The 23,615-nt window shown below is 41.8% G+C and carries 25 protein-coding genes and 1 pseudogene; 2 read left to right on the top strand and 24 right to left on the bottom strand.

All coding sequences use genetic code 11. The features are described from left to right. Nucleotides 1-3: 3 nt before the first annotated feature. From ACFPZG_RS08045 to ACFPZG_RS08025, 5 genes are all read right to left on the bottom strand, one after another. Nucleotides 4-1,020 carry an alpha-ketoacid dehydrogenase subunit beta gene (locus ACFPZG_RS08045; protein WP_283731971.1) on the bottom strand — a complete coding sequence of 339 codons (1,017 nt, stop codon included), beginning with the start codon at nucleotides 1,018-1,020 and terminating at the stop codon, nucleotides 4-6. Between the two features lie 3 nt (nucleotides 1,021-1,023). After that, nucleotides 1,024-2,079 carry a pyruvate dehydrogenase (acetyl-transferring) E1 component subunit alpha gene (gene pdhA / locus ACFPZG_RS08040; protein ID WP_317939972.1) on the bottom strand — a complete coding sequence of 352 codons (1,056 nt, stop codon included), beginning with the start codon at nucleotides 2,077-2,079 and terminating at the stop codon, nucleotides 1,024-1,026. A gap of 14 nt (nucleotides 2,080-2,093) precedes the next feature. After that, nucleotides 2,094-3,242 carry a Leu/Phe/Val dehydrogenase gene (locus ACFPZG_RS08035; RefSeq protein WP_283731972.1) on the bottom strand — a complete coding sequence of 383 codons (1,149 nt, stop codon included), beginning with the start codon at nucleotides 3,240-3,242 and terminating at the stop codon, nucleotides 2,094-2,096. A gap of 40 nt (nucleotides 3,243-3,282) precedes the next feature. Beyond that, entirely contained in the window at nucleotides 3,283-3,678 is a 396-nt protein-coding gene (locus ACFPZG_RS08030; protein ID WP_283734645.1) for a thioesterase family protein, read from the bottom strand. Nucleotides 3,679-3,934: 256 nt separating this feature from the next. After that, the gene (locus ACFPZG_RS08025; protein WP_283731973.1) at nucleotides 3,935-4,909 is read right to left on the bottom strand and encodes an NAD(P)H-dependent flavin oxidoreductase; all 975 of its coding nucleotides are present in this window, start codon (nucleotides 4,907-4,909) and stop codon (nucleotides 3,935-3,937) included. Nucleotides 4,910-5,044: 135 nt separating this feature from the next. Here ACFPZG_RS08025 and ACFPZG_RS08020 point away from each other — a divergent pair, with 135 nt between their 5' ends. Continuing rightward, nucleotides 5,045-5,572 carry a gamma carbonic anhydrase family protein gene (locus tag ACFPZG_RS08020; protein WP_317939971.1) on the top strand — a complete coding sequence of 176 codons (528 nt, stop codon included), beginning with the start codon at nucleotides 5,045-5,047 and terminating at the stop codon, nucleotides 5,570-5,572. A gap of 442 nt (nucleotides 5,573-6,014) precedes the next feature. Here the strand turns inward: ACFPZG_RS08020 and ACFPZG_RS08015 are convergent, their stop codons facing one another. The 19 genes and pseudogenes from ACFPZG_RS08015 to ACFPZG_RS07925 all read right to left on the bottom strand — a co-directional run bounded on the left by ACFPZG_RS08015 (nucleotide 6,015) and on the right by ACFPZG_RS07925 (nucleotide 23,374). Beyond that, nucleotides 6,015-6,590, bottom strand: a complete 576-nt coding sequence (locus tag ACFPZG_RS08015) for a BclA C-terminal domain-containing protein (protein ID WP_283731974.1) — start codon at nucleotides 6,588-6,590, stop codon at nucleotides 6,015-6,017. A 510-nt stretch (nucleotides 6,591-7,100) separates the two neighbouring features. After that, a pseudogene (locus ACFPZG_RS08010) lies at nucleotides 7,101-7,586 on the bottom strand (hypothetical protein); the annotation flags it as partial. Between the two features lie 195 nt (nucleotides 7,587-7,781). After that, nucleotides 7,782-8,132: a VOC family protein gene (locus tag ACFPZG_RS08005; protein WP_283731975.1), complete on the bottom strand. Its 351-nt coding sequence runs from the start codon at nucleotides 8,130-8,132 to the stop codon at nucleotides 7,782-7,784. Between the two features lie 94 nt (nucleotides 8,133-8,226). Beyond that, nucleotides 8,227-8,412, bottom strand: a complete 186-nt coding sequence (locus ACFPZG_RS08000; protein ID WP_381426622.1) for a hypothetical protein — start codon at nucleotides 8,410-8,412, stop codon at nucleotides 8,227-8,229. A 208-nt stretch (nucleotides 8,413-8,620) separates the two neighbouring features. After that, on the bottom strand, nucleotides 8,621-9,481 hold the full coding sequence (gene paaX, locus ACFPZG_RS07995) for a phenylacetic acid degradation operon negative regulatory protein PaaX (protein WP_283734646.1): 861 nt from the start codon (nucleotides 9,479-9,481) through the stop codon (nucleotides 8,621-8,623). A gap of 105 nt (nucleotides 9,482-9,586) precedes the next feature. Beyond that, entirely contained in the window at nucleotides 9,587-10,363 is a 777-nt protein-coding gene (locus tag ACFPZG_RS07990; protein ID WP_317939970.1) for an enoyl-CoA hydratase-related protein, read from the bottom strand. Between the two features lie 13 nt (nucleotides 10,364-10,376). Continuing rightward, nucleotides 10,377-11,582: an acetyl-CoA C-acyltransferase gene (locus ACFPZG_RS07985; RefSeq protein WP_317939969.1), complete on the bottom strand. Its 1,206-nt coding sequence runs from the start codon at nucleotides 11,580-11,582 to the stop codon at nucleotides 10,377-10,379. Next, nucleotides 11,579-12,451: a 3-hydroxyacyl-CoA dehydrogenase gene (locus ACFPZG_RS07980; protein WP_317939968.1), complete on the bottom strand. Its 873-nt coding sequence runs from the start codon at nucleotides 12,449-12,451 to the stop codon at nucleotides 11,579-11,581. Before ACFPZG_RS07980 ends, ACFPZG_RS07985 begins: the two co-directional genes overlap by 4 nt. Before the next feature lie 105 nt (nucleotides 12,452-12,556). Further along, nucleotides 12,557-14,074, bottom strand: coding sequence for an aldehyde dehydrogenase family protein (locus ACFPZG_RS07975; RefSeq protein ID WP_317939967.1), 1,518 nt, complete (start codon nucleotides 14,072-14,074; stop codon nucleotides 12,557-12,559). 13 nt (nucleotides 14,075-14,087) lie between these two features. Continuing rightward, complete coding sequence (locus ACFPZG_RS07970) at nucleotides 14,088-14,861, bottom strand: enoyl-CoA hydratase-related protein (RefSeq protein ID WP_283731977.1); 774 nt, start codon at nucleotides 14,859-14,861, stop codon at nucleotides 14,088-14,090. 12 nt (nucleotides 14,862-14,873) lie between these two features. Then, entirely contained in the window at nucleotides 14,874-15,653 is a 780-nt protein-coding gene (locus ACFPZG_RS07965) for an enoyl-CoA hydratase/isomerase family protein (protein WP_317939966.1), read from the bottom strand. Further along, nucleotides 15,653-15,955, bottom strand: coding sequence for an EthD family reductase (locus ACFPZG_RS07960; protein WP_317939965.1), 303 nt, complete (start codon nucleotides 15,953-15,955; stop codon nucleotides 15,653-15,655). Before ACFPZG_RS07960 ends, ACFPZG_RS07965 begins: the two co-directional genes overlap by 1 nt. Nucleotides 15,956-15,972: 17 nt before the next feature. Next, nucleotides 15,973-16,473: a 1,2-phenylacetyl-CoA epoxidase subunit PaaD gene (paaD, locus tag ACFPZG_RS07955; protein WP_317939964.1), complete on the bottom strand. Its 501-nt coding sequence runs from the start codon at nucleotides 16,471-16,473 to the stop codon at nucleotides 15,973-15,975. Between the two features lie 24 nt (nucleotides 16,474-16,497). Then, nucleotides 16,498-17,316, bottom strand: a complete 819-nt coding sequence (gene paaC, locus ACFPZG_RS07950) for a 1,2-phenylacetyl-CoA epoxidase subunit PaaC (protein ID WP_283731978.1) — start codon at nucleotides 17,314-17,316, stop codon at nucleotides 16,498-16,500. Then, nucleotides 17,313-17,660 (bottom strand): 1,2-phenylacetyl-CoA epoxidase subunit PaaB, encoded by a 348-nt coding sequence (paaB, locus tag ACFPZG_RS07945; protein ID WP_283731979.1) that lies wholly within the window; start codon nucleotides 17,658-17,660, stop codon nucleotides 17,313-17,315. Before paaB ends, paaC begins: the two co-directional genes overlap by 4 nt. A gap of 19 nt (nucleotides 17,661-17,679) precedes the next feature. Continuing rightward, complete coding sequence (gene paaA / locus ACFPZG_RS07940; protein ID WP_381426612.1) at nucleotides 17,680-18,630, bottom strand: 1,2-phenylacetyl-CoA epoxidase subunit PaaA; 951 nt, start codon at nucleotides 18,628-18,630, stop codon at nucleotides 17,680-17,682. Nucleotides 18,631-18,799: 169 nt separating this feature from the next. Further along, nucleotides 18,800-19,840, bottom strand: coding sequence for an NAD(P)/FAD-dependent oxidoreductase (locus ACFPZG_RS07935; RefSeq protein ID WP_283731980.1), 1,041 nt, complete (start codon nucleotides 19,838-19,840; stop codon nucleotides 18,800-18,802). A gap of 374 nt (nucleotides 19,841-20,214) precedes the next feature. After that, a complete protein-coding gene (locus tag ACFPZG_RS07930; RefSeq protein WP_283731981.1) occupies nucleotides 20,215-21,345 on the bottom strand; it encodes a virulence factor in 1,131 nt (376 codons plus the stop codon). A 139-nt stretch (nucleotides 21,346-21,484) separates the two neighbouring features. Continuing rightward, complete coding sequence (locus ACFPZG_RS07925; protein ID WP_317939962.1) at nucleotides 21,485-23,374, bottom strand: ABC-F family ATP-binding cassette domain-containing protein; 1,890 nt, start codon at nucleotides 23,372-23,374, stop codon at nucleotides 21,485-21,487. On the opposite strand from ACFPZG_RS07925, the gene ACFPZG_RS07920 reads away from it, so the two are divergent. After that, a complete protein-coding gene (locus ACFPZG_RS07920; protein WP_381426606.1) occupies nucleotides 23,373-23,537 on the top strand; it encodes a hypothetical protein in 165 nt (54 codons plus the stop codon). The two genes, ACFPZG_RS07925 and ACFPZG_RS07920, sit on opposite strands and share 2 nt — an antisense overlap. Nucleotides 23,538-23,615: the final 78 nt, after the last annotated feature.

Raw genomic sequence — 23,615 nt, 5'->3', positions numbered from 1 at the left:
CCCTTAAAAATGAAGCACTTTCTCTATTCCTTCCACGATACGTGCAGGTGTTGGAAGATAATGTTCTTCTAATGCAAAGAATGGAACAGGGACATCAAATCCTGTAATTCTTTCAATTGGAGCGCGCAAATAAAGGAAAGCTGTATCGTTAATTATCGAAATAATATCGTTGCCAAGCCCTCCTGTATGATGCGCCTCATGAATGATGACTGCTCTTGTCGTCTTTTTTACAGACTCAGCTATCATCTCGCTATCAATTGGATACAATGTCCGTAGATCAATAATTTCACAACTAATCCCTTTTTTCTCGGCCTGCTCTGCCGCCTTTTCAGCTACCGAAACCATAGCTCCCCAAGATATGAGTGTTACATCCTCACCTTCACGAACTAACTTCCCTTTACCAATTTCCACAGTATATTTCCCAACAGGCACTTCTTCCCTTTTCGAACGATAGTTTTTCATCGGTTCGAGGACAAGCACTGGATCTGGATCTTCCATTGCTGCAATCAATAACCCCTTTGCATCGTATGGACTGGATGGGCAGACCACTTTGATGCCAGGCATATGCGTGAATAGGGTTTCAGTACTATCAGAATGAATCTCCGGCGCCCGGATGCCTGCACCGTACGGAGCCCGAATGACCATGGGCACTGTAAAACGGGACATCGATCTCATCCGGATCCTCGAGACATGAGTCATGATCTGTTCGTACGCGGGATAGATAAAGCCAAGGAACTGGATTTCTGCAACCGGTCTAAAACCGTTAACAGCAAGACCGATTGATGTCCCAATTATTCCGGCTTCCGACAACGGCGTGTCAACGACCCTTTCTTCACCGAACGCTTCCTGGAGCCCTTCTGTTGCGCGGAACACCCCGCCATTTTTACCAATATCTTCACCTAAAATGACAGTACGATCATCTTCTTCAAGCATTAAACGCATGGCGTCATTGATTGCTTGAATTAACGTCATCTGTTTAGTCGTCTCGCTTTTTTGATGCGACTCTTTCACTTGTGTCATCACTCATTTCCTCCCTAAATGTGCTAGATACGCTTCTTTTTGCTTGGCTAGTTGAGCTGGCATTTCAGCGTATACATGGTCAAAAACGTCTTCAACATTCGGTGGGGGGAACTTCTCCATTTCTTCGACAGCTGCTTCGACTTCCCGGGATGTTTTTTCCTTAATGTCCTCATTCCAAGCGTCATCCCAGTAGCCATAATTCTTCATAAATAACTCTAAACGTATAAGCGGGTCAACGAAATCCTTCGCTCGTTCTTCCGTACGGTACTTAGATGGATCATCCGCAGTCGTATGAGCCCCTTTTCGCCATGTAACTGCTTCTATTAATGTCGGACCGTTACCGCTTCTTGCATGGTCAAATGCTTTTTTCGTTTCAAAATAGACTGCAAAACAATCATTTCCATCTACGCGGATTCCTGGCATACCATAGGCAACTGATTTTTGTGCGATGGTCTTTGAGTTCATTTGTTTTTCAATTGGAACAGAAATTGCATACCCATTATTTTGGTTGAAAAAGACAACTGGCACTTTGAATACACTTGCAAAATTCAATCCCTCGTGAAAGTCGCCTTCGGATGTAGCTCCGTCACCGAAATAGGCAATTGCCGCATTTTTTGTGCCCCTTTTCTTTTCAGCCCAAGCGGCGCCGGCCGCATGTGGGATTTGAGTCGCAATCGGAACAGCTGGCGGGAAGATTTGTCTGACTGCCGGAGTTAGACAACCTTCCATCCGTCCATTCCAATACAAAAACGTAGTGGCCATACTTTTTCCAAACGTAAGCGTTGCACCATGATCCCGATAGGTCGGGAAAACCCAGTCATTGTCATTCAATGCAAGTGCGCTGCCGACTTGTGCAGCTTCCTGCCCTTCAAATGGTGCATAGGTTCCCAGGCGTCCTTGTCGTTGTAAGTTTATCGCTTTCCTATCAAAGGTCCGAATTCGTACCATATGGTAATACAACTCTTTAACCAACTTTTCGTCGATCCGCTCTTCATAATCCGCATCCACGAAAAATCCTTTATCATCTATTATTCTTTTAATAGGATAGTTATGTTCCACAAATACGCCTCCACTCATGATAGATTGCGAATCGCCCACTTCGGTTTCATTGGCGCTGAGTAAAAGTTATTCCGTTTTCCCCGGTCTGCTATTCTTCTTTCGCACATCGCATTTGCAGATTCTTCTGTTGTTTTTCCGGTGTACTCAGCTTCCTTATATACTTCCAAAATTGCGTCGTATATATGTTTTGTTTTGGCAAGCACCCGTTCATGATTAATGCCATACAATTCGTCTGCCACTTGGATAAGTCCACCTGAATTGACGATATAATCCGGTGCATATAAAATCCCTTTATCACGCAATTGTTTACCATGCCTGTCATCCAATAACTGATTGTTAGCGGAACCTACAATCGCTTTCACTTTAAATTGGGGAATTGTAGCATCATTTATAATCCCGCCAAATGCACACGGTATGAATAGATCCGCTTCTTGCGAATAGATGTCCTCACTTGCAACAATTTGTACGCTACCTGTCGTTCTTCCTGCAACTTCTTCAATTGCACGCAAACGTTCTTCGTTAATATCTGTCACGTAAATGCGGGCGCCTGCTTCAAGCAATCCACTTGCTACTTTGAAACCAACTTTCCCAAGCCCTTGAATCGAATAGATTTGCTGGCCTAACTCGTCATGTCCAAAAGCAAACTGATTGGTCGCTTTTATGCCGTATAAAACGCCTTCTGCAGTCGGGATCGATGAATCGCCACCACCTCCGTACGCTTCAGGGAGACCATTGATGAAGTTGGTCTCTTTCATCGCATGAATGAAATCATCCATCGTAGTTCCCATATCCGTTCCTGTATAGAAGCGGCCGCCCAATGAGTTTACAAATTGACCGAACGCCCGGAATAATTCAGGTGACTTATCTGTTTTGGGATCACCGATAATAACTGCTTTCCCACCTCCGAAATCGACATCGGCAGCCGCGCATTTATAGGTCATTCCTTTTGAAAGACGAAGAACATCTTCTAATGCTTCTTCCATACTGGCATAAGGGTGCATGCGGCATCCGCCTAAAGCTGGGCCAAGCGTTGTATTATGGATTGCGATGATTGCACGCAAACCTGTGGAAGGGTCGTTACAGAAAACGACCTGTTCATGCTCACTCATTCGATCAAAAAGTTCAAATTCCTTTGTTATTGATGGTTTTTCAGCTAACATCATGTGATTCCCCCCTAGGATTGTACGAACCAATTTAACAGTTTCAAATAGAAGCCTCTTTTAACTTCTGCATAATCTTTTCTTTAGGCAATATGACTTGCACCACTTCACCTTTTCCGATTAATCCAAGATGATTGGATGCTGTAACTTTTGTCACTACCTTATTATCCCGATATTCAACAAGCGTCGCCGTCAAAGTAACAGTGGTTCCAAGAGGTGAGGCTGCGAGATGTTTCAACTGGACTGAAGCGCCCATCCCCTCCTCATCTTTTTCTAAAAATGGAAGGATGATTTTCCTGGACACCCACTCCATATGGTATGTCATGGCGACCGTTGAATAGACAGGATGAACAACTTGCCCTTCAAATGAAGCAAACATATCCTCTGTCACAGTTATTTCAATCGTTTCCTCTCTTCCTACTTTCATCCCTGACCTCATCATTTATCCCCTACTTAATGTATAGTGATAGGTAATTAATTTGATGTTAATAATAGGTGTTGTTGTAAGAAAAAAATTCATTTGCAAGCGCTTACAAAACTTTGATACACTTTTTCATTTTCATATTTAAGGACGCAATCCTCTTCAACTTAGTGCAAATATTACAAATAATTATTCGACACTTATCATATTAAATATATGTCTATAAGTCTTTATTAGAAGTATTTTAATAGGTTGCCTCTTACTTATCACGCATTCAATTTTGTTTGTCTGTTAACATGCTTTTGAATTCTTGCATCGTTCGATTCAACTGATTTTCCGCCTCTTCCATCAAAGAAGCGAATAACTCTTTCACAGACGGGATGTTTTCTATTAAGCCCGCTATTTGTCCGCTATTGATGAATCCATTTTCCATATCGCCCTCGATTGCACCTTTGATATGCTTTAGTTCAGAAGTCAATTCACTATATTGTTCCAGTGACATCCCCGATTCTTCCAATTCTTTAAGTTTCATGGCATAAGGTGTCTTCAAGATTCGTCTGAGCCTCCCTATACTGCGCCCAATCAGTATGGTTTCCGTGTCACTTGCATCGACAAGGTTCTGTTTATAACGGTCATGGAATGGCGCTTCCTTTGTCGCTATTAGGCGGGTGCCAATTTGCACACCGCTGGCACCTAACATAAGTGCAGCTGCCAACCCTTTACCGTCACCTATTCCACCTGCAGCAATGACCGGTACAGTAACGTTCTTCACAATCTGCGGTATTAATGTGAAGGTCGTCAGTTCTAAATTGGAGTTGATGCCAGCTGCCTCGAACCCCTCCGCCACAAGAATATCCGCTCCCGCCGCCTCCGCTTTACGTGCATGCTGCACTGAAGCAACAAGCGCAATGACTGTTACACCATTTTCTTGCAGCACAGGGATATACGGTGTTGGATTTCCTGCCGATAGGGAAACAATAGGTATCTTATGTTTGAGTACAAGACCGATCAACTCTTTTACATAAGGAGAAACACTGATTGCGATATTAATAGCGAAATTCCTGTTCGTCAGACGTTTTGTTTCCATTATTATTTTTTCAACTTCATCCGGAGGCAACGTTCCGCATCCGATAGTGCCAAGGCCACCTGCTTCTGATACAGCCGCAGTCAGCTGGGCATTACTGATATTCCCCATCCCTCCCTGAATAATTGGAAAGTCGATCTGAAGCATATCACAAACATATATCATTTTTTGTTCACCCCTATGAATATATGTTATACTAATCTAAGTTAAAAAACAATTAAGATTAAGAGAAATTTCTATCTTGTCCTAATTGGGTGTCAGTTTAGTCAGTCTGGCTAATACAGGAGGAGGAGATTTGTTTTGTTAATCACATATAAAGGGAAAAGTCCGTTACTCGACCCGACGGTTTTCGTCGCCCCGGGCGCTAAAGTCATTGGGGACGTCAAAGTAGGAACAGAGTCGACCATCTGGTTTAATACGGTCTTACGGGGAGATGAAGGGCCCATTACAATTGGGAATCGATGCAGCATCCAGGATAATTCAACAATTCATTTATATGAAGATGCCCCGGTTGTCGTAGAAGATGAGGTGACCGTCGGGCATAACGTAATCCTGCATGGTTGTAAGGTCGGAAGACGTTCGATCATTGGAATGGGATCTACCATCCTTGACCATGCAGAAATTGGCGAAGAGTGTATTATTGGCGCCAACACGTTGATTCCGCCAGGAAAAAAAATCCCACCACGCTCTCTCGTTGTCGGAACACCAGGGAAGGTAGTAAGGGAATTGAACGAGAGTGATTTTGAAATCATTCAGCTATCGATTGATTCATATGTACAAAAAGGCTATGATTATCGTGATATTTTTTCCGATCAAGATAATAAGTAAAAATACTGGGTTGCCATTTGGGTAACGGGTTCGGTTGATGGGGAGAAAAGTGCAACTAACCTGAAATGGAAAAAATGAGACCCCTTTCCGTGCTTACTATAAGGATTGCACTGGCCAAATAAAAAAGAGATGGCGATCGCCACCCCTTTAATTGTTTTGTGCAACAAACGCGCCCGATTGCTTAAAACCGTAGTCATCTTAAATAAGCCCCCGTTAGCCATCCATGTAGCGCAAAATCAGCGCTACATGGATGGCTAACGGGCATTTTAGTTCAAGAAAAAATGTTGAAATGTTGCTAAATAAAAAGATAATCTGGGATAACAAGTAAGTTAATAAAGGTGGCGTCATTGTTTTTATTTCACTATTTATGTCATTTTCCGGTTTCTGAAGCCTCTATTAAAATTCATTAAAAACAAAAATCGTTACTACCGAGTATTCCTTTTTATCCATTGCGATTTAACATTTTAATGACAATAGAAGCGTTTACGTTTGCTTGTGTGCCACCTATTACAGACGCAAGTCCAACTGCAGCAGCAGAAGAATGATTTCGAAGTGTAAGAACATCGTTAGCAGCTATGGAGATAATAGCCTGCCCATTGTTTTGCTGAGTGCCAGCACCTGAGCCATAGATTGTTCCCGCAACAGGTAAGCCATTTATAAATAACCCGAACTGGTTGGGTTCTGTACCCGACACCGAAAAAGTAACTTCGTAATCTCCCGGATTAATAACTGTAATTTGAGAGGCTCCGGGTGTGTGTGTAATTCCAGGTGTAATAATTCCATTTGAATCAAAAAGGACATCAGCCTCTATAGCTACCGTTTGCGGAGTTAGGTTGTAAATATACCCGTATTCGCATAGCCCACATGTGGCTGTGGTAGTACTAGTCGATCCCGCAGATTCGGAAGCTCTAAACGGGCCTATAGATACTCTTGGTACTTCGCATTTTATTTTGCAAGAACAAGTATGGCTATTACATTTATTACATCCACGATTAGAGTGGGAGTTGTAATAATTCATTTTTTTCACCTCCATCTATAGTATTCTATTCGTGAAAAAGATGGAGTGAAGGGCAATCGACTACTTGTATCACCATAAAATAGTAAATTATCAAAAATCACTACACCAAAAGCAATCATATTAGTTATCGTCCGCTTTGTTTACGATAGTATTGGATACTGGGAGTCCGGTAGTATGATTAAAATGGTTAAGACATTAGGGGTAACATTATTTATTCTAGTTTTTTATATTTATTTCTATCACTAACGGGTGCTTAGTTAAACAAGAGTCGGTTGCCTTTTCAGAGTAACTTTTCTTATTGAGTAATAGAGGTAACTACTTCCGTGAACGGGTCTTATGTCTACTAAGATGCATGCAGCATACACACTTAAAAAGGTCGATTTCTATAAGAGAAATCGACCCTTCTTATTTATTTTTTTTCTTCAAGTAAAGCACCCGTTGAACAAGATAGTTACCAATTATTAATAACTACTTACTAACTAAATATTTGTTTTTAGTATCATTCTTTATTCAATTAATCTGCCCTACAGCCGTGATTTTGCAAGTTGAAATTGCAAATCTAATGAGTGTATCTATTGGTAAAGTACCTAACACTATGCCAAGACCTGTTTGTTCTACGTTAAAATTTACTGCAGTAGAACCATTACTTACTAAAAGATTCACTGTAGAACCGATAAGTGTATCTAGCAATTGTCTAATTGGTCGTTCACGACAATCACATTCGCAACCAGAAGTAACAGGTGACAACAAGTTGATAGTAGGCCCTGGTGGTAAAAATCCTACCCCTATAACATCAGAAATATTTACCACATAGGTTGTCACTTCATCTGTCACAGTAACTAAAAAATCATTTACTTCAACAATTGTGAATAAAAAAACGAGTGGTTGGGCATTTGGTGGGTCTGCAATAGTGGCAATGATTACAGTTTGCCCAACAAGTTGTTGTAAGACGGACTGAAGTGGAGTAACACAACAGTCACAAAGACACGAAGACGAGAAGTCTGGAAGACAACAACTATTTAGTGCTGTGTACTTAACTGGTGGACAACAACCGATAGGTTCTATTTTTACTAATTTTCTTTTTTGGACATAGTTTCACCCTATCATTTCTTATAGCATATGTTTTTAAGAAATATAGGAGTGGATTAAAACCTACTCAGGTTCTTATTGAACTAACCTGCTGCGTTAACTCTACTCCCAATAACAAACCTGCAACTTGTTACCATCTAAATCATATAAGTCAAAAAATTTATTCATACCGTCATTTTGTAGTTCGCTAACAGTTACACTATTTCCTTTTAAAATCTCATAAGTATTCTCAATATCTTTAGTAAAAAAAATTGGATAAACCTGACTATGCGAAGATTTCACAATGCCACTTTCAATAGTCAAGGGGACTTCACTGGTTCCAATAGTTAAAATCCGATAATTGTCACCTTTAAAAGACTCATTGAATCCTAATACATCTTGATACCAGATACTTGCTTCTTCAACATTACTGACATTTAAACAAATCGTGTCAATTCTTTCAAATAAACTCATTTTTTATCAACGCTCCTCTTAAAAATATTTCTTTATTACCTTCTACATTGATAAAAAGAATCCTTCATAACTCCTTATTCGAGAAACTGCCCCGTTAGTCAAATAACATTTCACAATCTTTGGTATATTTCACCATAGATTTCTCATCTTCCTTATATAATTTACTTTCCAATATCCAATCAGCAAGTGTTTTAACAACGGAATTTACAAAGGCAATTAAATTTATGCGCTGTGCTAATTCCTGTGCCAATTGTGGTACCAATTCATCAATAGAAGGCATCTAAATGTTGATGGAACAACAAAAACAGGGACACCAATTCATATGTGAATTGTGTCCCCGAACGCAGTGTTTTTCAATATTTTCTCCCCATCAACCGAACCTGTTGCCATTGAGGCACCTAATTGTTTGTCTTACGAAGTGAATATGATGGAATGACCATTATTTTGCTTAAATGAAGTAAACTCTGAACATATGCTGCAATAGACGATTAGTCAATAATCAGCGGGTGAACTTCTGCATCATACGATTTGTCTTTTCGCCGCATGTCATTATCTTCTTGAAACACATCTTCGAAAAACCTGCTGGCTGATTGCGCCAACAACTTATAATATTGTTCAAATAAATGGGCAGCATGGTTGCCTTTCCAGATTTCTGGCAGCAACTCTTTCGGCAAACCGGGATCAATAAAGAGGAACTTGCGGTATTCATGAACAAGTTTTGTCCTCTCTACGAAACACTCAGCATCTGTCATCTGCCCATTGTTCATCATACTTTGATGGATGATATAGTTATTGCTATACGTGGAAATGAATTCTTGGTACTTCCCTTCGATTTCTTCAAGCGGCCAACTTTTCTCAACGAGCGCTCGATTCGCCTGCGGCCCTTCATATTCGGATAAGAATAGATCTGCGTAAGGTTGGATCTCATATTTATCAATAAGCAGACTCACTTCTTTCGCTAGGTCATTCGGTGTTATCCAGCAACCATTGGAAAAACTTCCAAATCCGCTCCATAAAAGCTCTTTACGCAGTTCATCACGTATCTGCCTTTTCTCTTCGGGAATCGTATACATAAGCATACGCCATTTTCCATCCCACTCGTGTGGTGCCAATTTAAAAATACGAGTAGCCGCTTCTTCAATTCTTAATTCTCCGCGGTGTGTCAGAAAGTAATAGCTTTTATTCCCTTTTTTTTCAGAGTTAAGCCAGCCTTGCTTCATCATTCTAGAGACGGCTACACGAACTGATTGTTCATTATGGCCGAATTCCTTCAATAATCGAATCAGACTGCCTATCCAAATCTTATTTCCGTAATGACGGATATAGTCTCCGTATATGGTAAAAATCATTGACTGTGTATTGGCCAATTAAGCTCACTCTTTCTTTTTCACTCATTAAAGATATATCATAACTTCCCCTTCTTCCATTATATCGTTATATTACTAAAAGAAAACTCATTTCCCGGTAAATACCGGACTTCTTTTTTCGCTAAATGCAAGTAGAGCTTCCATTCGATCTTCGGTTGGGATTATTAATTCGTACGCTTTCGATTCAATCGCAAGTCCCGTCTGCAAATCCGTATTCATCCCTTGTGTGATAGCATATTTAGCTTGCTGAATCGCAACCGGGCCATTTTTCATCATATCAAAGGCGAGTTCTTCACAAGCAGCAAGAAGGTTTTCCCGTTTAACCACCTTCAGAATGACACCTAATTGCAAACCTTCTTCTGCCGTGAACTTTCTTGCGGTGAAGATTAGCTCCTTCGCTTTCATCTCCCCTACAAGTCGTGGAAGCCTTTGTGTCCCGCCTGCCCCTGGGATGATCGCCCAACTCGTTTCAGTCAGTCCCATTTTTACTCCTTCTGCTGCAATGGAAAAGTCGCAAGCAATCATCAATTCAAAACCACCACCTAAAGCATAGCCGTTCACCGCTGCTATTGTTGGCTGCGGAAGGTTTGCGATTGCTTTGAATGCATCTCTAATTGCCTTGACATTTCTTTTAACTTCCATCTCATTCAATGTTTTTCGTTCTTTCAAATCGGCTCCTGCAGAAAATGATTTGTCGCCTGCTCCAGTAAAAATGACCACCCGCGCCTCTCGATCGAGTGAAATCGAATCCGTCACTTCCTGAAGCTTATGAAGGGTTTCATAATCAAAGCAATTTAACATGTCTTCCCGGTTAATGGTCACATAGGCAATATTGTTCTTTTTTTCATATAAAACAGTTGTCATTTTCCCTTCTCCTTTAGTCCATTACATTTTCAATGATTGCTGCAATTCCCTGCCCTACCCCGACACACATCGTCGCCAGCCCATATTTAACGTTCTGTTTTTTCATTTCATGCAGAAGTGTAGTAAGAATTCGCGCGCCACTAGCCCCTAAAGGATGCCCAAAAGCGATTGCCCCGCCGTTGACATTCACTTTACTGTCATCTACCTCCAACTGACGTATACACTCGATGGATTGAGAGGCAAAGGCTTCGTTCAATTCAACAAGCCCAATGTCATTTATCGTAAGTCCTGCCCGTTCCAATGCTTTTCTCGAAGCGTAAATTGGACCAAGCCCCATTACAGCAGGTTCAAGTCCAGCCGTTGCTCCGATCACATATCGCGCAAGTGGTGTAAGGTTGAGTTCTTTCGCTTTTTCAGAACTCATCAGAAGCAATGCAGATGCACCATCATTAACACCGGAAGCATTGCCTGCGGTAACAGTGCCTCCATCAACTATGGGTCGTAGTTTAGCGAGATCTTTTAGAGTTGTATCTGGCCGCGGGTGCTCATCCCGATCCACAGTGATTCCGTTCCCCTTACGGTCTTGATAAACTACGGGAACTATTTCTTCAGCGAACCGATTTTCTTCCATTGCTTTTTTTGCACGTTGCTGGCTTTCAAATGCAAATAAATCCTGACTTTCGCGCGTTATCTTATACCGCTGTGCAACATTTTCAGCAGTTTGCGGCATTGAATCTGCGCCATACATTTTTTTCAAACTATTATTCGTGAAACGCCAACCAATTGTAGTATCTAACAATTCCATATCGCCACGGGGGTTTGCTTTATCGGGCTTTGCCATAACAAATGGTGCACGCGTCATACTTTCTGTCCCGCCTGCAATGTAAATATCTCCGTCCCCGACTGCGATTGCTCTCGCGGCGTAGAGAACAGCGTCTAGTCCTGAACCACATAAGCGGTTGATCGTCGTGCCCGCCACTTCAACTGGAAGCCCCGCCAAAAGGCCGGCCATTCGCGCCACATTCCGGTTATCTTCGCCAGCTTGATTGGCGTTGCCGAAAATGACTTCTTCAATCTTCTCTACCGGAAGATTTGGATTCCTTTCGACAAGCGCTTTAATAACGACTGCTCCTAAATCATCCGGGCGCACTTCTCTTAGAGCGCCATTGTATCTTCCGATAGGTGTACGGACAGCATCCACTATGACGACTTCTCTCATTTCCTAACCAACTCTTCCTCAAGTGCATAGTCATATACGCCCTTGCCACTTTTTCGACCAAGTCGGCCCGCTTTAACATATTGTTCTAATAGAGGCGCTGGTCTGTACTTTTCACCAAGCTTTTCATGCAAATATTTCAAGTTATTTAAGCGCGTATCAAGTCCCACCAAATCACCAAGTTCAAATGGGCCCATGGGATAATTTAAGCCAAGTTTAATCGCCTTATCAATTTCTTCCGGTGTTCCAAGTCCCTCTTGTAGCATGAAAAATGCTTCGTTACCTACAAGTGCACTAATCCTGCTAGTGATGAACCCGGGAAATTCATTGATGACAACAGTTTCTTTACCCATTCTCACGGCCACTTCCCTGATTACTTCAACCGTCTCATCACTCGTTTCCAATCCCTTGACAATTTCTACAAGTGGCATTTTATGTACTGGATTGAAAAAATGCATGGCAATTGTTTTAGTAGGACGTTTACCAAAGGAAGCAATTTCCGTTGGACTCATCGTAGAAGTATTCGTTGCGAAATAACACTCTTTTGAAGCGTGTTTCTCAATTTCCTCAAATACCTGCTTTTTAATCGATGCCATTTCAGGTACTGCTTCAATAATTAAATCAGCGTTTCCTGCTGCTTTTGTTAAATCATTTTCATAGCCTAATTTTTGACTCGCATTCTTCACTGCGTCTGCTGAAATTTTTCCATACTTTATTCCTTTATCAAAAATAGATTCTATTTCATCCTTTGCATTTTGAAGTGCAGTTTCGTTAATATCGACAAGTGTAACTGAGTACCCGCCAAGGGCACCGACATAGGCAATCCCTCTCCCCATCACACCGGAACCGACCACGACGATACGCTTAATCATGAGTATTCCTCCTTTTTATAATGAAAGAATACGGACAGGAGATCATACATCCCTGTCCGTTGTTTATTAATATTAAGTGTGAAACCAATATGCCTTTTAGTTATCTTATAATCCAAACGGATTTACTGGTCGGCTTCCAAAGTACGACATGATGCTTTTCGTTTCCGTGTATAGGTCAAGCGAGCCGGCTGACAGTTCACGTCCGAACCCGGATTGTTTGAAGCCGCCGAATGGCGTGCCTGGGAAGGCAGAGAATGGCGTGTTGATCATTACGATTCCCGCTTGAATTTGGTTGGCGACACGTGTTGTAGTTGCCGTATTTGTTGACCAAATAGATGAGGCTAAACCATAATCCGAATCATTCGCTAAGAAAATCGCTTCTTTTTCGTCTTTAAACTTCGACACGACAACAACTGGTCCAAAGATTTCTTCACGAACAACTTTCATATCTTGTGTTACGTTTCCGATAATTGTCGGCGCATACCAAAAACCATTTTCATAGCCTTCCGGTTTCAACTCTTTGCCGCCCGTCAGGATTTCAGCGCCTTCATCGATTGCAGATTGCACATACATTTTCACTGTGTCCAACTGGGCTTGATCGATAATTGCACCCATATGTGTTGCCTTACTGAATGGATCCCCGACTGCGAGTTTTTCAGTTTTCGCGATAAATTTCTCAACGAACTCGTCGTACACATTTTCATGAATATAAATGCGTGAACGTGCATCACAAGATTGCCCCGTGTTATTGAACGCACCGTAGAGAGAACCATCGACAGCTGCATCAATATCTGCATCCTCAAAAACAAGGCTTGGGGATTTCCCGCCTAGTTCTAATGTTACGCGTTTTACTGTTCCAGCCGCTCTTGCCATAATGTCTTTTCCAATTGCAGTTGACCCCGTAAACGCTACTTTATTCACTAATTCATGTTCTACTAAGTAGTTGCCAATCTCTGAACCAGATCCTGGCACAATGTTAACAACGCCTGCTGGCACGCCTGCTTCATGACAAATTTCTCCAAGAATAATAGCTGTAAGCGGCGTTAGAGACGCCGGCTTAATCACGACCGAGCATCCTGCTGCAATCGCAGGTGCAATCTTCCAAGCTGCCATCATGAGTGGATAGTTCCATGGAATGATTTGTGCACATACACCAAGCGGCTCTTTTTCTGTGTAGTTATGAAATTGCCCAGGTACGTTGTTGACAGATCCACCATGTCCGACGATAGCGCCTGCGTAAAATTCAAAGTCTTCGATTGCTTGTGCGATCTGTCCTTTCGCAGCTGCAAGTGATTTTCCTGTATTCAAAATTTCCAGTTCCACAAGTTCATTAAAGCGAGCGCCCATAATTTCCGCAATTTTGTTCAATACACGGGCACGACGTCCCGCAGGCGTTATTTTCCACTTTCCTTTATCAAAAGAATCTCTCGCAGCCCGAACAGCTTTTTCAGCGTCTTCTTTCGTCGCTTTCGCCACTTCAGCTAACAGTTCGCCAGTCGCAGGATTATAAATTTTTGTGCGCTCCCCATTGCTGCTATCGACTTGTTCACCGTTGATAAAAAGTTTATAGTAGTCACGCTTCATTGATTCTCGGTCTGTTGTTCCTTCTTGAATTGTCGTCATTGGTTGATTCCTCCTATTGCCCTGAATAGACAGGTTTTCTCTTTTGCATGAATGCGTTGACACCTTCACGATGGTCTTTTGTTAGACCCGCGATCCGCTGTCCTTGGGCTTCTTGTTCAAGATAGTCTTCGAAAGAAAGTGTGGAAATCGCCTTCAATGAGCGTTTGATTAGCCCAATTGCTTTTGTCGGCAAAGCGGCAAGCCGGGCTGCGAATGCGTTAACATCCTCTTCCCATGTATCTACCGGAATTAGTCGATTCGCAAGGCCCATTTCCAACGCCTCAGCAGCAGTCACTTTTTCTCCTAACATGGCTAGTTCCGTTGCTTTAGCATGTCCTACAAGTTGTGTCAGATAATAGAGATTGCCAGAATCCGGAATAAGGCCAACATGTATGAAGGCGTTTACAAAACTTGCCCGTTCTGAAACAAGTCTGAAGTCGCATGCAAGTGCAAGACTGAATCCAGCTCCAGCGGCAACTCCATTTACCGCAGCGATTATCGGTTTCTCACATTCTCTAAGTTGCTTGATCATGGGCCCATAATGGTCTCGTAACACTTGCCCGTGATCCATGTTTTCATCTACTTCTGCTAAATCCTGTCCAGAACAAAATGCACGGCCTTCGCCCGTTATGACGATACAACGAACTTCCTCATCATTGGAAGCGGCTTTGACAGCAACACCCACTTCTCGGTTCATCTGTGCGATAAATGCATTCAGTTTGTCGGGCCTATTTAAATAGAGCCAAGCAATTCCATCTGCAACTTCATAGCGAATCATTTCAAACATTCCGCGACCTCCCTACTTTCCCCGGTAATCCGGTTTTCTTTTTTCCACAAAAGCATTCATGCCTTCTTTTTGATCCTGCGAAGCGAAAAGTAGATAGAAATTTTTCCGTTCATATTGCATTCCTTCATACAACGGATAATCCACCGCCTTGTTCACCGAATCTTTAATGAGGCGCAGCGAGAGCGGCGGTTGTTTCGCAAGCCGTTTGGCGAATTTCAATGTTTCCTCCATTAAGAGTTCAGGTGCCACGATTTTGTTAATGACTCCGTGTGTAAGAGCCGTTTCCGCAGAGATCCTCTCCCCAGTCCACAGCCATTCAATCGCTTTTGTTCGTCCCGCCAGTTTCGTCAACCGCTGCGTACCCCCTGCTCCTGGCATGACGCCAAGGCCTACTTCGGGAAATGAAAACTGTGTTCCGCTAGCTGAGATTAATAGGTCACAAGAAAGGGCAAGCTCGAATCCCCCTCCGAAAACGAACCCTTTGACAGCACCGATGATCGGTTTTTTAATAAGTGTTAGACGGTCCCAATCCGCAAATTGGTTTAATAATTCAAGGCTGATCGGATCATCACCAGTCATTTCATCAATATCTGCTCCCGCTGAAAAAGCACGGCCCTCGCCAGTCAGCACAATGACACGTACGTTTTCATCACGATCATAGTCTTCCATCGCTGCGACGATTTCACTGACCATTTTTCGATTCAATGAGTTTAACTGGCGGGGGCGATTCAGACAGATGACCGCTACCCCGTTTTCCTCCATGGACGTTTCAAGAAAAACGAAACGTTTCATTACGCATCTTCACCGATCATTAATGTAACAAGATCACGTGCAAACCCCATCAAGTCCTTCCCGGACGCTTTTCCTTCAGGTGAACGCAACCCCTGTTGCAAGTCTTCCAAACTGTCATAATACATCTCACACATGAGATAGTATTTGCCCTCTCCTCCCATCGGAGATCCTGTGAATTTCGTCACTTTCATTTCACGAAGTCCTGGAATTTCCGCTGTGATCGGCGCATGAACATTGAAGTAATGGTTGTCAAATTCCTCTTTGTTTTCAGGGTGTTTGTATAACGCGATTAATTTAGCCATTTAGCATTCTCCTCACTTTATAGTAGTGTTGAAACAGGTTTCATTGCCTCAAATACGTTTTTACAGCTCTTACAATACAAAATACTTCTGCATGCTGTCGGCCCGAAGATGTTTTCCATTGTCACATATGTGGAACCACAATAGGCACAATCCACATGATAGGAGCCGTCTTCTTCAATATGCCGGGGAGGTGGGGCTATTCCAAACGCCCGCAGATTCACATGCCCTTCTTCAGTAATACGATCTGATGTCCACGGTGGATGAAAAACGAATTCCACTTCAACATCTTCCACTTCGGGCAGTTGTTTAATTGCATCTATCGTATTCTTCTTTATAATCTCTAAAGCCGGGCATCCTAAAAATGTTGGAAGTAAAACTACTTTTACGATATTTCCCGAGTTCGTGACTTCTTCAACCATGCCAAGGTCAATAATGCTGACCGAGTCAATTTCAGGGTCTTTCACAGTCACAAGGACTTCATAGACACGATCAATGGAAACGCTTTCAGAAATAGCCATGCTCTTCACCTCTTTTTCTTTCCGTTACCAGGAAGCTACCGGATCTACCTTGTAAACTTCAGAAAGCGTTAGCAGAGCTTCATTTAGGTCTACTGTATGCTCGCCATTCCTTCCATTATTCGCAGGGTTTACCGGAATCGTTGGTATATCCATTTGAAGAGCGGCAAACACCGGCTTAATGCTATCTATCCAGTTATCTTTCAATTTTTCCTCACTGTCTATCAGTTTATATTTTTCAATTGCCTGTTTTTGATTGCCAAAAGAGAACATATCTCCAAAGTCATTCATAACAAGCGTAATGGCTTCATTCATTCGCTTTTTTGCCACATCGGTAGAGCTCAATAACTGCTTAAACCAAGTTTCCCAATGCAATCTGTGATAATAAAGTTCCATCCTCACTTTTACTGCAGCTTCAGCAAGTGGTTTATACGTGCTCTGGCATAGCGAATCGACTTTAACTTTTTTGGCTTGTGTGTAAAAATAACTTCTGACAACTTGATAGGCCCAATCATATTTCGGTGTTTCCATATAAAAGCCCTCACCGTTTACCCGCTCTGTTAAAATGCTGTTTCTTCTATCTTGCGCCGGGCGCAAATGGGCTAAATCATCTGCATTTCCCGCCTCTAACTCTTCAAGAAGTTTATAATACATCGCTGCATGGCCCATACTGTCTTGGCTAATCGATGAAGAAGCGACATCTTCCTCAATATGAGGAGCGAGTCCGAGCCATTCAGATCCACGATAGGCATATAAGAAATCGTCATCCGCCAATTGGAATAACAAACTCGTTATTGCTTCTTTGTTTTCCGCGGCCTCGGTCACTCCGTTTTCAATTTCGCTCATTTCCGTTTTCCTCCCCATGACAAGATTTCTTTTTCATCCAAGATTTCCTGTTCATAGTGACGCCATTTTTTCTTCAAGTACCCGTAGCCTTTTGTCGTACGATAATCTTTGTTGTCCAGTCTGCTAAGTGTCAGTTTCTCTTCGGCATTCATTTTTCGAATATGCTTTCGATTCACGATCCAAATGTCTGTAACCGGCTCGCGACGCATGAAATTTTCCTGGGCCAAAACGAGTGCCATATCTTCGTTTGGAGCCAGTAAGCTGAATTGGTACTGGAATGTCGAAGTCGGCGTCCGTTTGCTAAAAACTTCATATTCTTGGTAAAATGTTTGCTCTTCAGCCATTTCCTTTAGACTCCTTCCTTTAATTTACTGTCGCACTCAATGCATCACGCACCCATGCATTATTTTCATAAGAAGACCGGCGTAAGTTCAGGCGCGCTTGTGAGCGGGGTCCTTTGTTTTTAATGATTCTCTTAAACTCTTCCCAGTCTGGTTGTTTGTACGACCATAATCCACTTTCTTTATCGTAGTGGAAAGTCGGATCCGGAATTGTTAATCCAAGCGATAAAATACGTGGAATGTATTTGTCAAAAAAGATTTGCCTGAAGTCTTCATTTGTTTTCGTACGGATTTTATATTTAATCGTTACGTCTTGCTTCGATGACCCCGTTGTTTCTTTGCTTGCCGGTCCAAAGAACATGAGCAATGCTTCCCACCAGCGATCCAAAGCTTCTTGGATCATCGCTTTTTGTTCATCTGTCCCTTCTGCTAACGCCATGATGATTGACTCTCCATGTTGGGCATGAAACACTTCTTCCGCACAAATGCGTTGCAACGCCCTTGCATAAGGTCCATACGAAGCCCCAAGCATATCCGTCTGTGTAATAATAGCTGCTCCGTCAACGAGCCAACCTATGATTCCAGCATCCGCCCATGTTTTCGTTTCCATATGGAACACGTTATGGAATTTCAAGTCCCCATTGAATAAGTCTTGCATTAAATCTCCACGACTTTTACCGTAAGGTTTTAGCAAGTCCTCCGTAACTCGAAGCAGAAGCTGACCATGACCCATTTCATCCTGCACTTTAGCCATAATGCCAAGTTTACGATTGAGGGATGGAGCTTTCGGTACCCACTCCTTCTCTGGAAGCGCTCCCATTATTTCGCTCATCCCATGCATGGAAATCAATTTAATCAGTGTCAGTCTGTATTCTTCAGGCATCCAGTCATCTGCCTCAATCTTAACCCCCGCCTCGATACGTTCCATAAAGCGGGCCAATAAATCCTCATTAGCCATATTGTGTAGAGCCATCATCTAAACCCTCCCTTAATTGAAGATATGTCATTTCTCCATTGTGTATAACAGAAATATAACGATTTAATAACAAAATGTTATACTTGAAAACAGTATAGTGTATTAACTTGTGAAATGCAAATGTATTCTAATAAATTAAAATTCTATTTCACGCCTTATAGATTGATTATAATCCACTGTTTTTATGTCTAACTTCCACTTTCTTATTTTCCGCTTGTTCCATAAGTGTCGTACTGTGAACCGCTTGAACTTTCGCTGTTGGATCGATATACACCTTCGCATTACTAACTGCTGTTGTAGCCTCGCCAAACCCACTGGCAATCAGTTTCACTTTTCCTTCATATGTGCATATATCACCTGCTGCATAAATGCCTTCAATGGACGATTCCATTTTGGAATTGACGACAATACTATTTTTCACTATGTGAAGCCCCCACTCACTAATTGAACCAAGCGAGGAAACGAATCCATAGTTTACGATAACATCATCCACATCGATGACTTCTTCATGATCACCCTTCACTTTTTCAAGTACAACTTGTTCTATCTGATCCTCACCGATAAATTCAATTGGTATGAACGGAGTCTTGACCTCCACAGATGAGTTCATTACCCTTTCCACACTGGCCTCATGAGCACGGAATTTCTCCCTTCTGTGTATGAGTGTCACTTTTTTAGCAATTGGTTCAAGCATCAACGACCAGTCAACTGCCGAGTCTCCTCCTCCGAAAATTTGTACATTCCTACCAGCAAAGTGGTTTAAATCTTTTATGAAATAATGCAAGTTCTTCCCTTCATATTTCTCAGCAGTTTCAAGACCAATTTTTTTCGGCTGAAATGCACCATTACCCGCCGTAATAATAATCGCCTTTGAAAAATGGATTGCGCAATTCGTAGTCAGTTTAAAAATACCATCTTCCATTTTTTCCACTTGTTGAACATCTTGCTCCAGTGTGATTGTAGGATTGAATTGGGCCATTTGATCCATAAGATTATCGACTAATTCCTGACCACTGATTTTCGGAAATCCAGCAATATCGTAAATATACTTTTCAGGATATAAAGCTGTGAGCTGTCCACCAAGTTGTGGCAGGCTTTCAATAATGTTCACAGACATTTTTCTCATGCCGGCATAAAATGCAGTAAATAATCCCACAGGCCCACCACCGATAATGGTTACATCAAAGACATTTCGATCATTACTCATACATACTCTCCTCTTTTCGATCATTATTTGAATTTCACTTGCCGGCGCGTTTTAAAGGTGTTCTATTCGTTTTTTGCGCATTTATATACAGATTCAACTTATCGATGCTACTTCTATCGCATCTCCAATATAACTTTATATAAACGACGCAGTAATAATATGTTATGAAAAGTACTTTAATACTTTATACATACAGTGTCAATAAATCTATTGAAGATTCCCAGTCTTACGATTAATTCAATGAATTTCCCCAGTGGGATTCGCGACTAACAGGTTTACATAACAATATTATATTCACCAATAAAAAAACATCAGCAAACGCTTAATGACAAGCGCTGCTGATGTTAGACATTTAATGACATTCTTTTCATTTGTTATTCGACAGAATTCACTCGAGCTTCCGTCATTTGTTTCCAAATGGAACCTTTAGCTTCTTCCCCTTCTTCGATTCGAGCAATTGCCATACGAACCTGAAGTTTCACTTCAAATTCCGGATCATCCTCGGCAGCGTGAAGTGCATCCAATGCTGTTTCAGTTCCAGTTTCATAAAGGAACATCGCGGCACGCCAGCGTACTAACTTGTTTTTATCCCGAAGTGATTCAATTGCTGCATTTTCAAACCCTTCAAATCCAAGATCACTCATACAATCACCAGCAGTCCTTCTGACGGCCCAGCTTTTGTCCTTCAATGCTTTTTCAACATAAGGAATAACAGCTTCATCTTCAATCATTCCAAGATAAACAGTTGCTAGGCGACGTATGGACATTTTTTCATCATCCAATGCTTTGTCAAGCAAAGGTAAATCAGAAACTTCCGGATCCGGCATTTGGTCAATTAACTGGAAGCGTTTTTCCCATTCATCCACGTTGAATTGTTCAAGTGTTACTTTGGTTCGTCGATTTTCTTTCGTTTCTCCGCTGTTTAGAGACTGTTCAATAATATCCTGTAACCGTTCATCAGGATAAGCTGCTTCAACTTCTGCAACAACTGTTTCCCCGATTTCCTGCTTTTCACCATAACGGATTCCATAGTCGGCCCATTTACGAAGAAGGATATAGTTTTCCACTTCCGTACTATGCACTTTTTCCATAGCATTTTTAAAACGTTCACTTAAACCGAACCGCAACTCCGAGCCACTATCAAAGACCTTCACTTGGAGGGGAATGTCTTTATATGTTTGGACATGAACATAGACTTCGCCGTAATTTTCATCCGGGGCTTGCTCAGCAGTGTCGGCCTCAACATTTTCTTCATTAAAAACACGTCGCACTTCAGCAAGAATATCCTCCCATGCTACGTTGCCAATCCGTTCAACCGCCATGAAGTTCATGACATGATAGATTCCCTTGACCCCTTTGATGCCCAGGATATCTGACACTGGATGTGGCGCGGTTTCAGCATCCTCTTTTTTATAGTTATGGCTTATTCCCATTGGCAATTCTTCATCCACAATGATTTTCATGGAATTTGGGCTTGGTGTCGGTTCAATCGTAACGATTTTCATGTTCTCCCACTCCTCTTATCATCTAGCTTCGGGCGCCAGAGTCTCGGGGTCATAAGTCAAAGCTGCTTTGTGGCAAAAACCGCCACGCCGCATCTTCGCCTTATGCCTGTCGCCTCTAATCAGGCGCCCTCCGCTTTTGTTATGATTCAGCGATTTCCTGCAAATACGTCCACCGTTCTATCAGATGTTCATATTCTGCATTCAGCTTATCCAATTGCTTAGTCAACTCACTCACACGATCGTAATTAGCACCCGACGACATCATTTCTGCCTCAGTTGCAGCAATTTCCTCTTCTTTCTTTTCAATATCAGATTCAATCGTTTCCCATTCCATTTTCTCGCTATACGTCATTCGTTTTTTCGGTTTTTCTGGTTCAATTGCTGTACGGGTTGGCACACTTTTTTCAATTTTTGGCTCTTCCGTTTTTTGTAATGCTTTTTCCTCTAAATAATCGGTATAGATGCTGTATAAAGTTTCGATATTTCCCGAACCGTCGAGTACCCATAATTTCGTCGACGTCCTGTCCAAGAAAAATCGGTCATGGGATATCGTAAGAACCACTCCAGGAAATGTATCGATAAAGGATTCAAGTACCGATAGTGTTTCAATATCCAAATCATTCGTCGGTTCATCTAATAAAAGAACATTCGGCTGTTCCATTAGTAATTTCAATAGATATAGGCGCTTCCTTTCACCACCAGAAAGCTTTCCGATTGGCGTACCATGTGATGAAGTCGGAAAAAGGAATCTTTCCAACATTTGTGTCGCCGAAATTCGAATTCCGTTGCTATCCTCGATATCATTAGATGTCTCGCGTATGTACTCGATTATACGCTTACTCCCATCCATTTCGGGAAGCTGTTGATGGAAATGTGCAATTTTCACAGTGGTCCCCATTTCAAGGTAGCCACTATCCGGTTCCAATTCTTTTGCAATCAATTTCATCAATGTCGTTTTACCGGCCCCGTTCGGTCCTACCATTGCAATACGATCGCCCGATTGCAATAGACAATTAAATCCATCAATTACTTTCCTGTCTCCATAAGATTTGGAAACTTCATGAAGCTCAATCACTTTTCGACCAAGACGGGAGGTTTTCAACGCAACATCCATATTGGTTGAAGAATTATCCTTCTTAACTTTTTCTTCAAGATCTTCAAAACGGCCAATGCGTGCTTTCTGTTTTGTGGATCTTGCCTTTGCTCCCCGTCTGATCCATTTCAATTCATTGCGATATCGGTTTCGATTTTTCGCATCAGTCGCCTCTGCCATTTCCTCTCGAATCGCTTTCGACTCCAAATAATCAGCGAAATTGCCGGAATGTGCGTAAAGCGTCTTATCCGCCAACTCGTAGATATGAGTGGGAACAGCATCCAAGAAATAACGATCATGCGTGATGAAAACGACTGCAGCTTTTTCGTTTTTCAAATAATCCTGCAACCAAGTGATCGACTGGACATCAAGATGGTTCGTAGGTTCATCCAATAACAATAGATCAGCAGGTTCTATAAGTACTTTAGCCAACGATACCCGCTTCTGTTGACCCCCGGATAGCTCTCCCATCCTTTTATTAAATGTTTCAATCCCTAATTTTGTCAGCACCATTCTGGCCTTAGTATTTAAATCCCATGCCGAGCGTGCATCCATCTCATTTTGCATACGGGAAAAACGTTGTAGTTTCTCTTCTGATGAGGGATCATCCGTCAACGCAGCAAGTGCATGCTCATACTCCAAATTCAATTTAATGATTGGCGCATCTGACATAAAAACAGTTTCCATGACAGTCTTATCATGATTGATATTCGGAACTTGGGGTAAATAAGAAATCGTATAGTTATTCGGATGTTCCTTCTTCATTGAATCCGATTCTTCTGTACCAGCAATAATAGAAAGTAGCGTCGACTTACCGGTTCCATTGATCCCGATCAAACCTACTTTCTCACCCTGGACTATTGTAAAGGAGACATCCCGGAACAACGTCTTCTCACCCACGCTTTTTGTAAGCTTTTCAACTATTAATTGGCTCATGACAACACATCCATTTCTACAAACTGCTTACTCTAATGATAGCTCATTTTCGTGGATTTTTGAATACGATCGCCTTGTGTATCGAAATGAACGTCAAAAAAAAGTGGTTTACACATTCATTCGAATTGAATCTAAAAAACAAACGGTATCACCTTCACCGTGATGGAGATGATAAGAGAGTGGAAAGGTAAATTATTTAGAACAAAAACTAAATTAATCAATATATAATTATAGTTTTATT

Source organism: Sporosarcina thermotolerans (genome assembly GCF_042658975.1).
GTDB lineage: Bacteria > Bacillota > Bacilli > Bacillales_A > Planococcaceae > Sporosarcina > Sporosarcina thermotolerans.
This window is presented reverse-complemented; position numbering and strand designations above follow the sequence as displayed.

Bases quoted from the DNA above. Each gene is read 5' to 3' on its own strand.
- ACFPZG_RS08045 (WP_283731971.1), bottom strand. From the start codon at position 1,020: ATGACACAAGTGAAAGAGTCGCATCAAAAAAGCGAGACGACTAAACAG.
- ACFPZG_RS08035 (WP_283731972.1), bottom strand. From the start codon at position 3,242: ATGATGTTAGCTGAAAAACCATCAATAACAAAGGAATTTGAACTTTTT.
- ACFPZG_RS08030 (WP_283734645.1), bottom strand. From the start codon at position 3,678: ATGAGGTCAGGGATGAAAGTAGGAAGAGAGGAAACGATTGAAATAACT.
- ACFPZG_RS08025 (WP_283731973.1), bottom strand. From the start codon at position 4,909: ATGATATATGTTTGTGATATGCTTCAGATCGACTTTCCAATTATTCAG.
- ACFPZG_RS08015 (WP_283731974.1), bottom strand. From the start codon at position 6,590: ATGAATTATTACAACTCCCACTCTAATCGTGGATGTAATAAATGTAAT.
- ACFPZG_RS08005 (WP_283731975.1), bottom strand. From the start codon at position 8,132: ATGAGTTTATTTGAAAGAATTGACACGATTTGTTTAAATGTCAGTAAT.
- ACFPZG_RS08000 (WP_381426622.1), bottom strand. From the start codon at position 8,412: ATGCCTTCTATTGATGAATTGGTACCACAATTGGCACAGGAATTAGCA.
- paaX (WP_283734646.1), bottom strand. From the start codon at position 9,481: ATGATTTTTACCATATACGGAGACTATATCCGTCATTACGGAAATAAG.
- ACFPZG_RS07990 (WP_317939970.1), bottom strand. From the start codon at position 10,363: ATGACAACTGTTTTATATGAAAAAAAGAACAATATTGCCTATGTGACC.
- ACFPZG_RS07985 (WP_317939969.1), bottom strand. From the start codon at position 11,582: ATGAGAGAAGTCGTCATAGTGGATGCTGTCCGTACACCTATCGGAAGA.
- ACFPZG_RS07980 (WP_317939968.1), bottom strand. From the start codon at position 12,451: ATGATTAAGCGTATCGTCGTGGTCGGTTCCGGTGTGATGGGGAGAGGG.
- ACFPZG_RS07975 (WP_317939967.1), bottom strand. From the start codon at position 14,074: ATGACGACAATTCAAGAAGGAACAACAGACCGAGAATCAATGAAGCGT.
- ACFPZG_RS07970 (WP_283731977.1), bottom strand. From the start codon at position 14,861: ATGTTTGAAATGATTCGCTATGAAGTTGCAGATGGAATTGCTTGGCTC.
- ACFPZG_RS07965 (WP_317939966.1), bottom strand. From the start codon at position 15,653: ATGAAACGTTTCGTTTTTCTTGAAACGTCCATGGAGGAAAACGGGGTA.
- ACFPZG_RS07960 (WP_317939965.1), bottom strand. From the start codon at position 15,955: ATGGCTAAATTAATCGCGTTATACAAACACCCTGAAAACAAAGAGGAA.
- paaD (WP_317939964.1), bottom strand. From the start codon at position 16,473: ATGGCTATTTCTGAAAGCGTTTCCATTGATCGTGTCTATGAAGTCCTT.
- paaC (WP_283731978.1), bottom strand. From the start codon at position 17,316: ATGAGCGAAATTGAAAACGGAGTGACCGAGGCCGCGGAAAACAAAGAA.
- paaB (WP_283731979.1), bottom strand. From the start codon at position 17,660: ATGGCTGAAGAGCAAACATTTTACCAAGAATATGAAGTTTTTAGCAAA.
- paaA (WP_381426612.1), bottom strand. From the start codon at position 18,630: ATGGCTCTACACAATATGGCTAATGAGGATTTATTGGCCCGCTTTATG.
- ACFPZG_RS07935 (WP_283731980.1), bottom strand. From the start codon at position 19,840: ATGAGTAATGATCGAAATGTCTTTGATGTAACCATTATCGGTGGTGGG.
- ACFPZG_RS07930 (WP_283731981.1), bottom strand. From the start codon at position 21,345: ATGAAAATCGTTACGATTGAACCGACACCAAGCCCAAATTCCATGAAA.
- ACFPZG_RS07920 (WP_381426606.1), top strand. From the start codon at position 23,373: ATGACAACACATCCATTTCTACAAACTGCTTACTCTAATGATAGCTCA.
- ACFPZG_RS07925 (WP_317939962.1), bottom strand. From the start codon at position 23,374: ATGAGCCAATTAATAGTTGAAAAGCTTACAAAAAGCGTGGGTGAGAAG.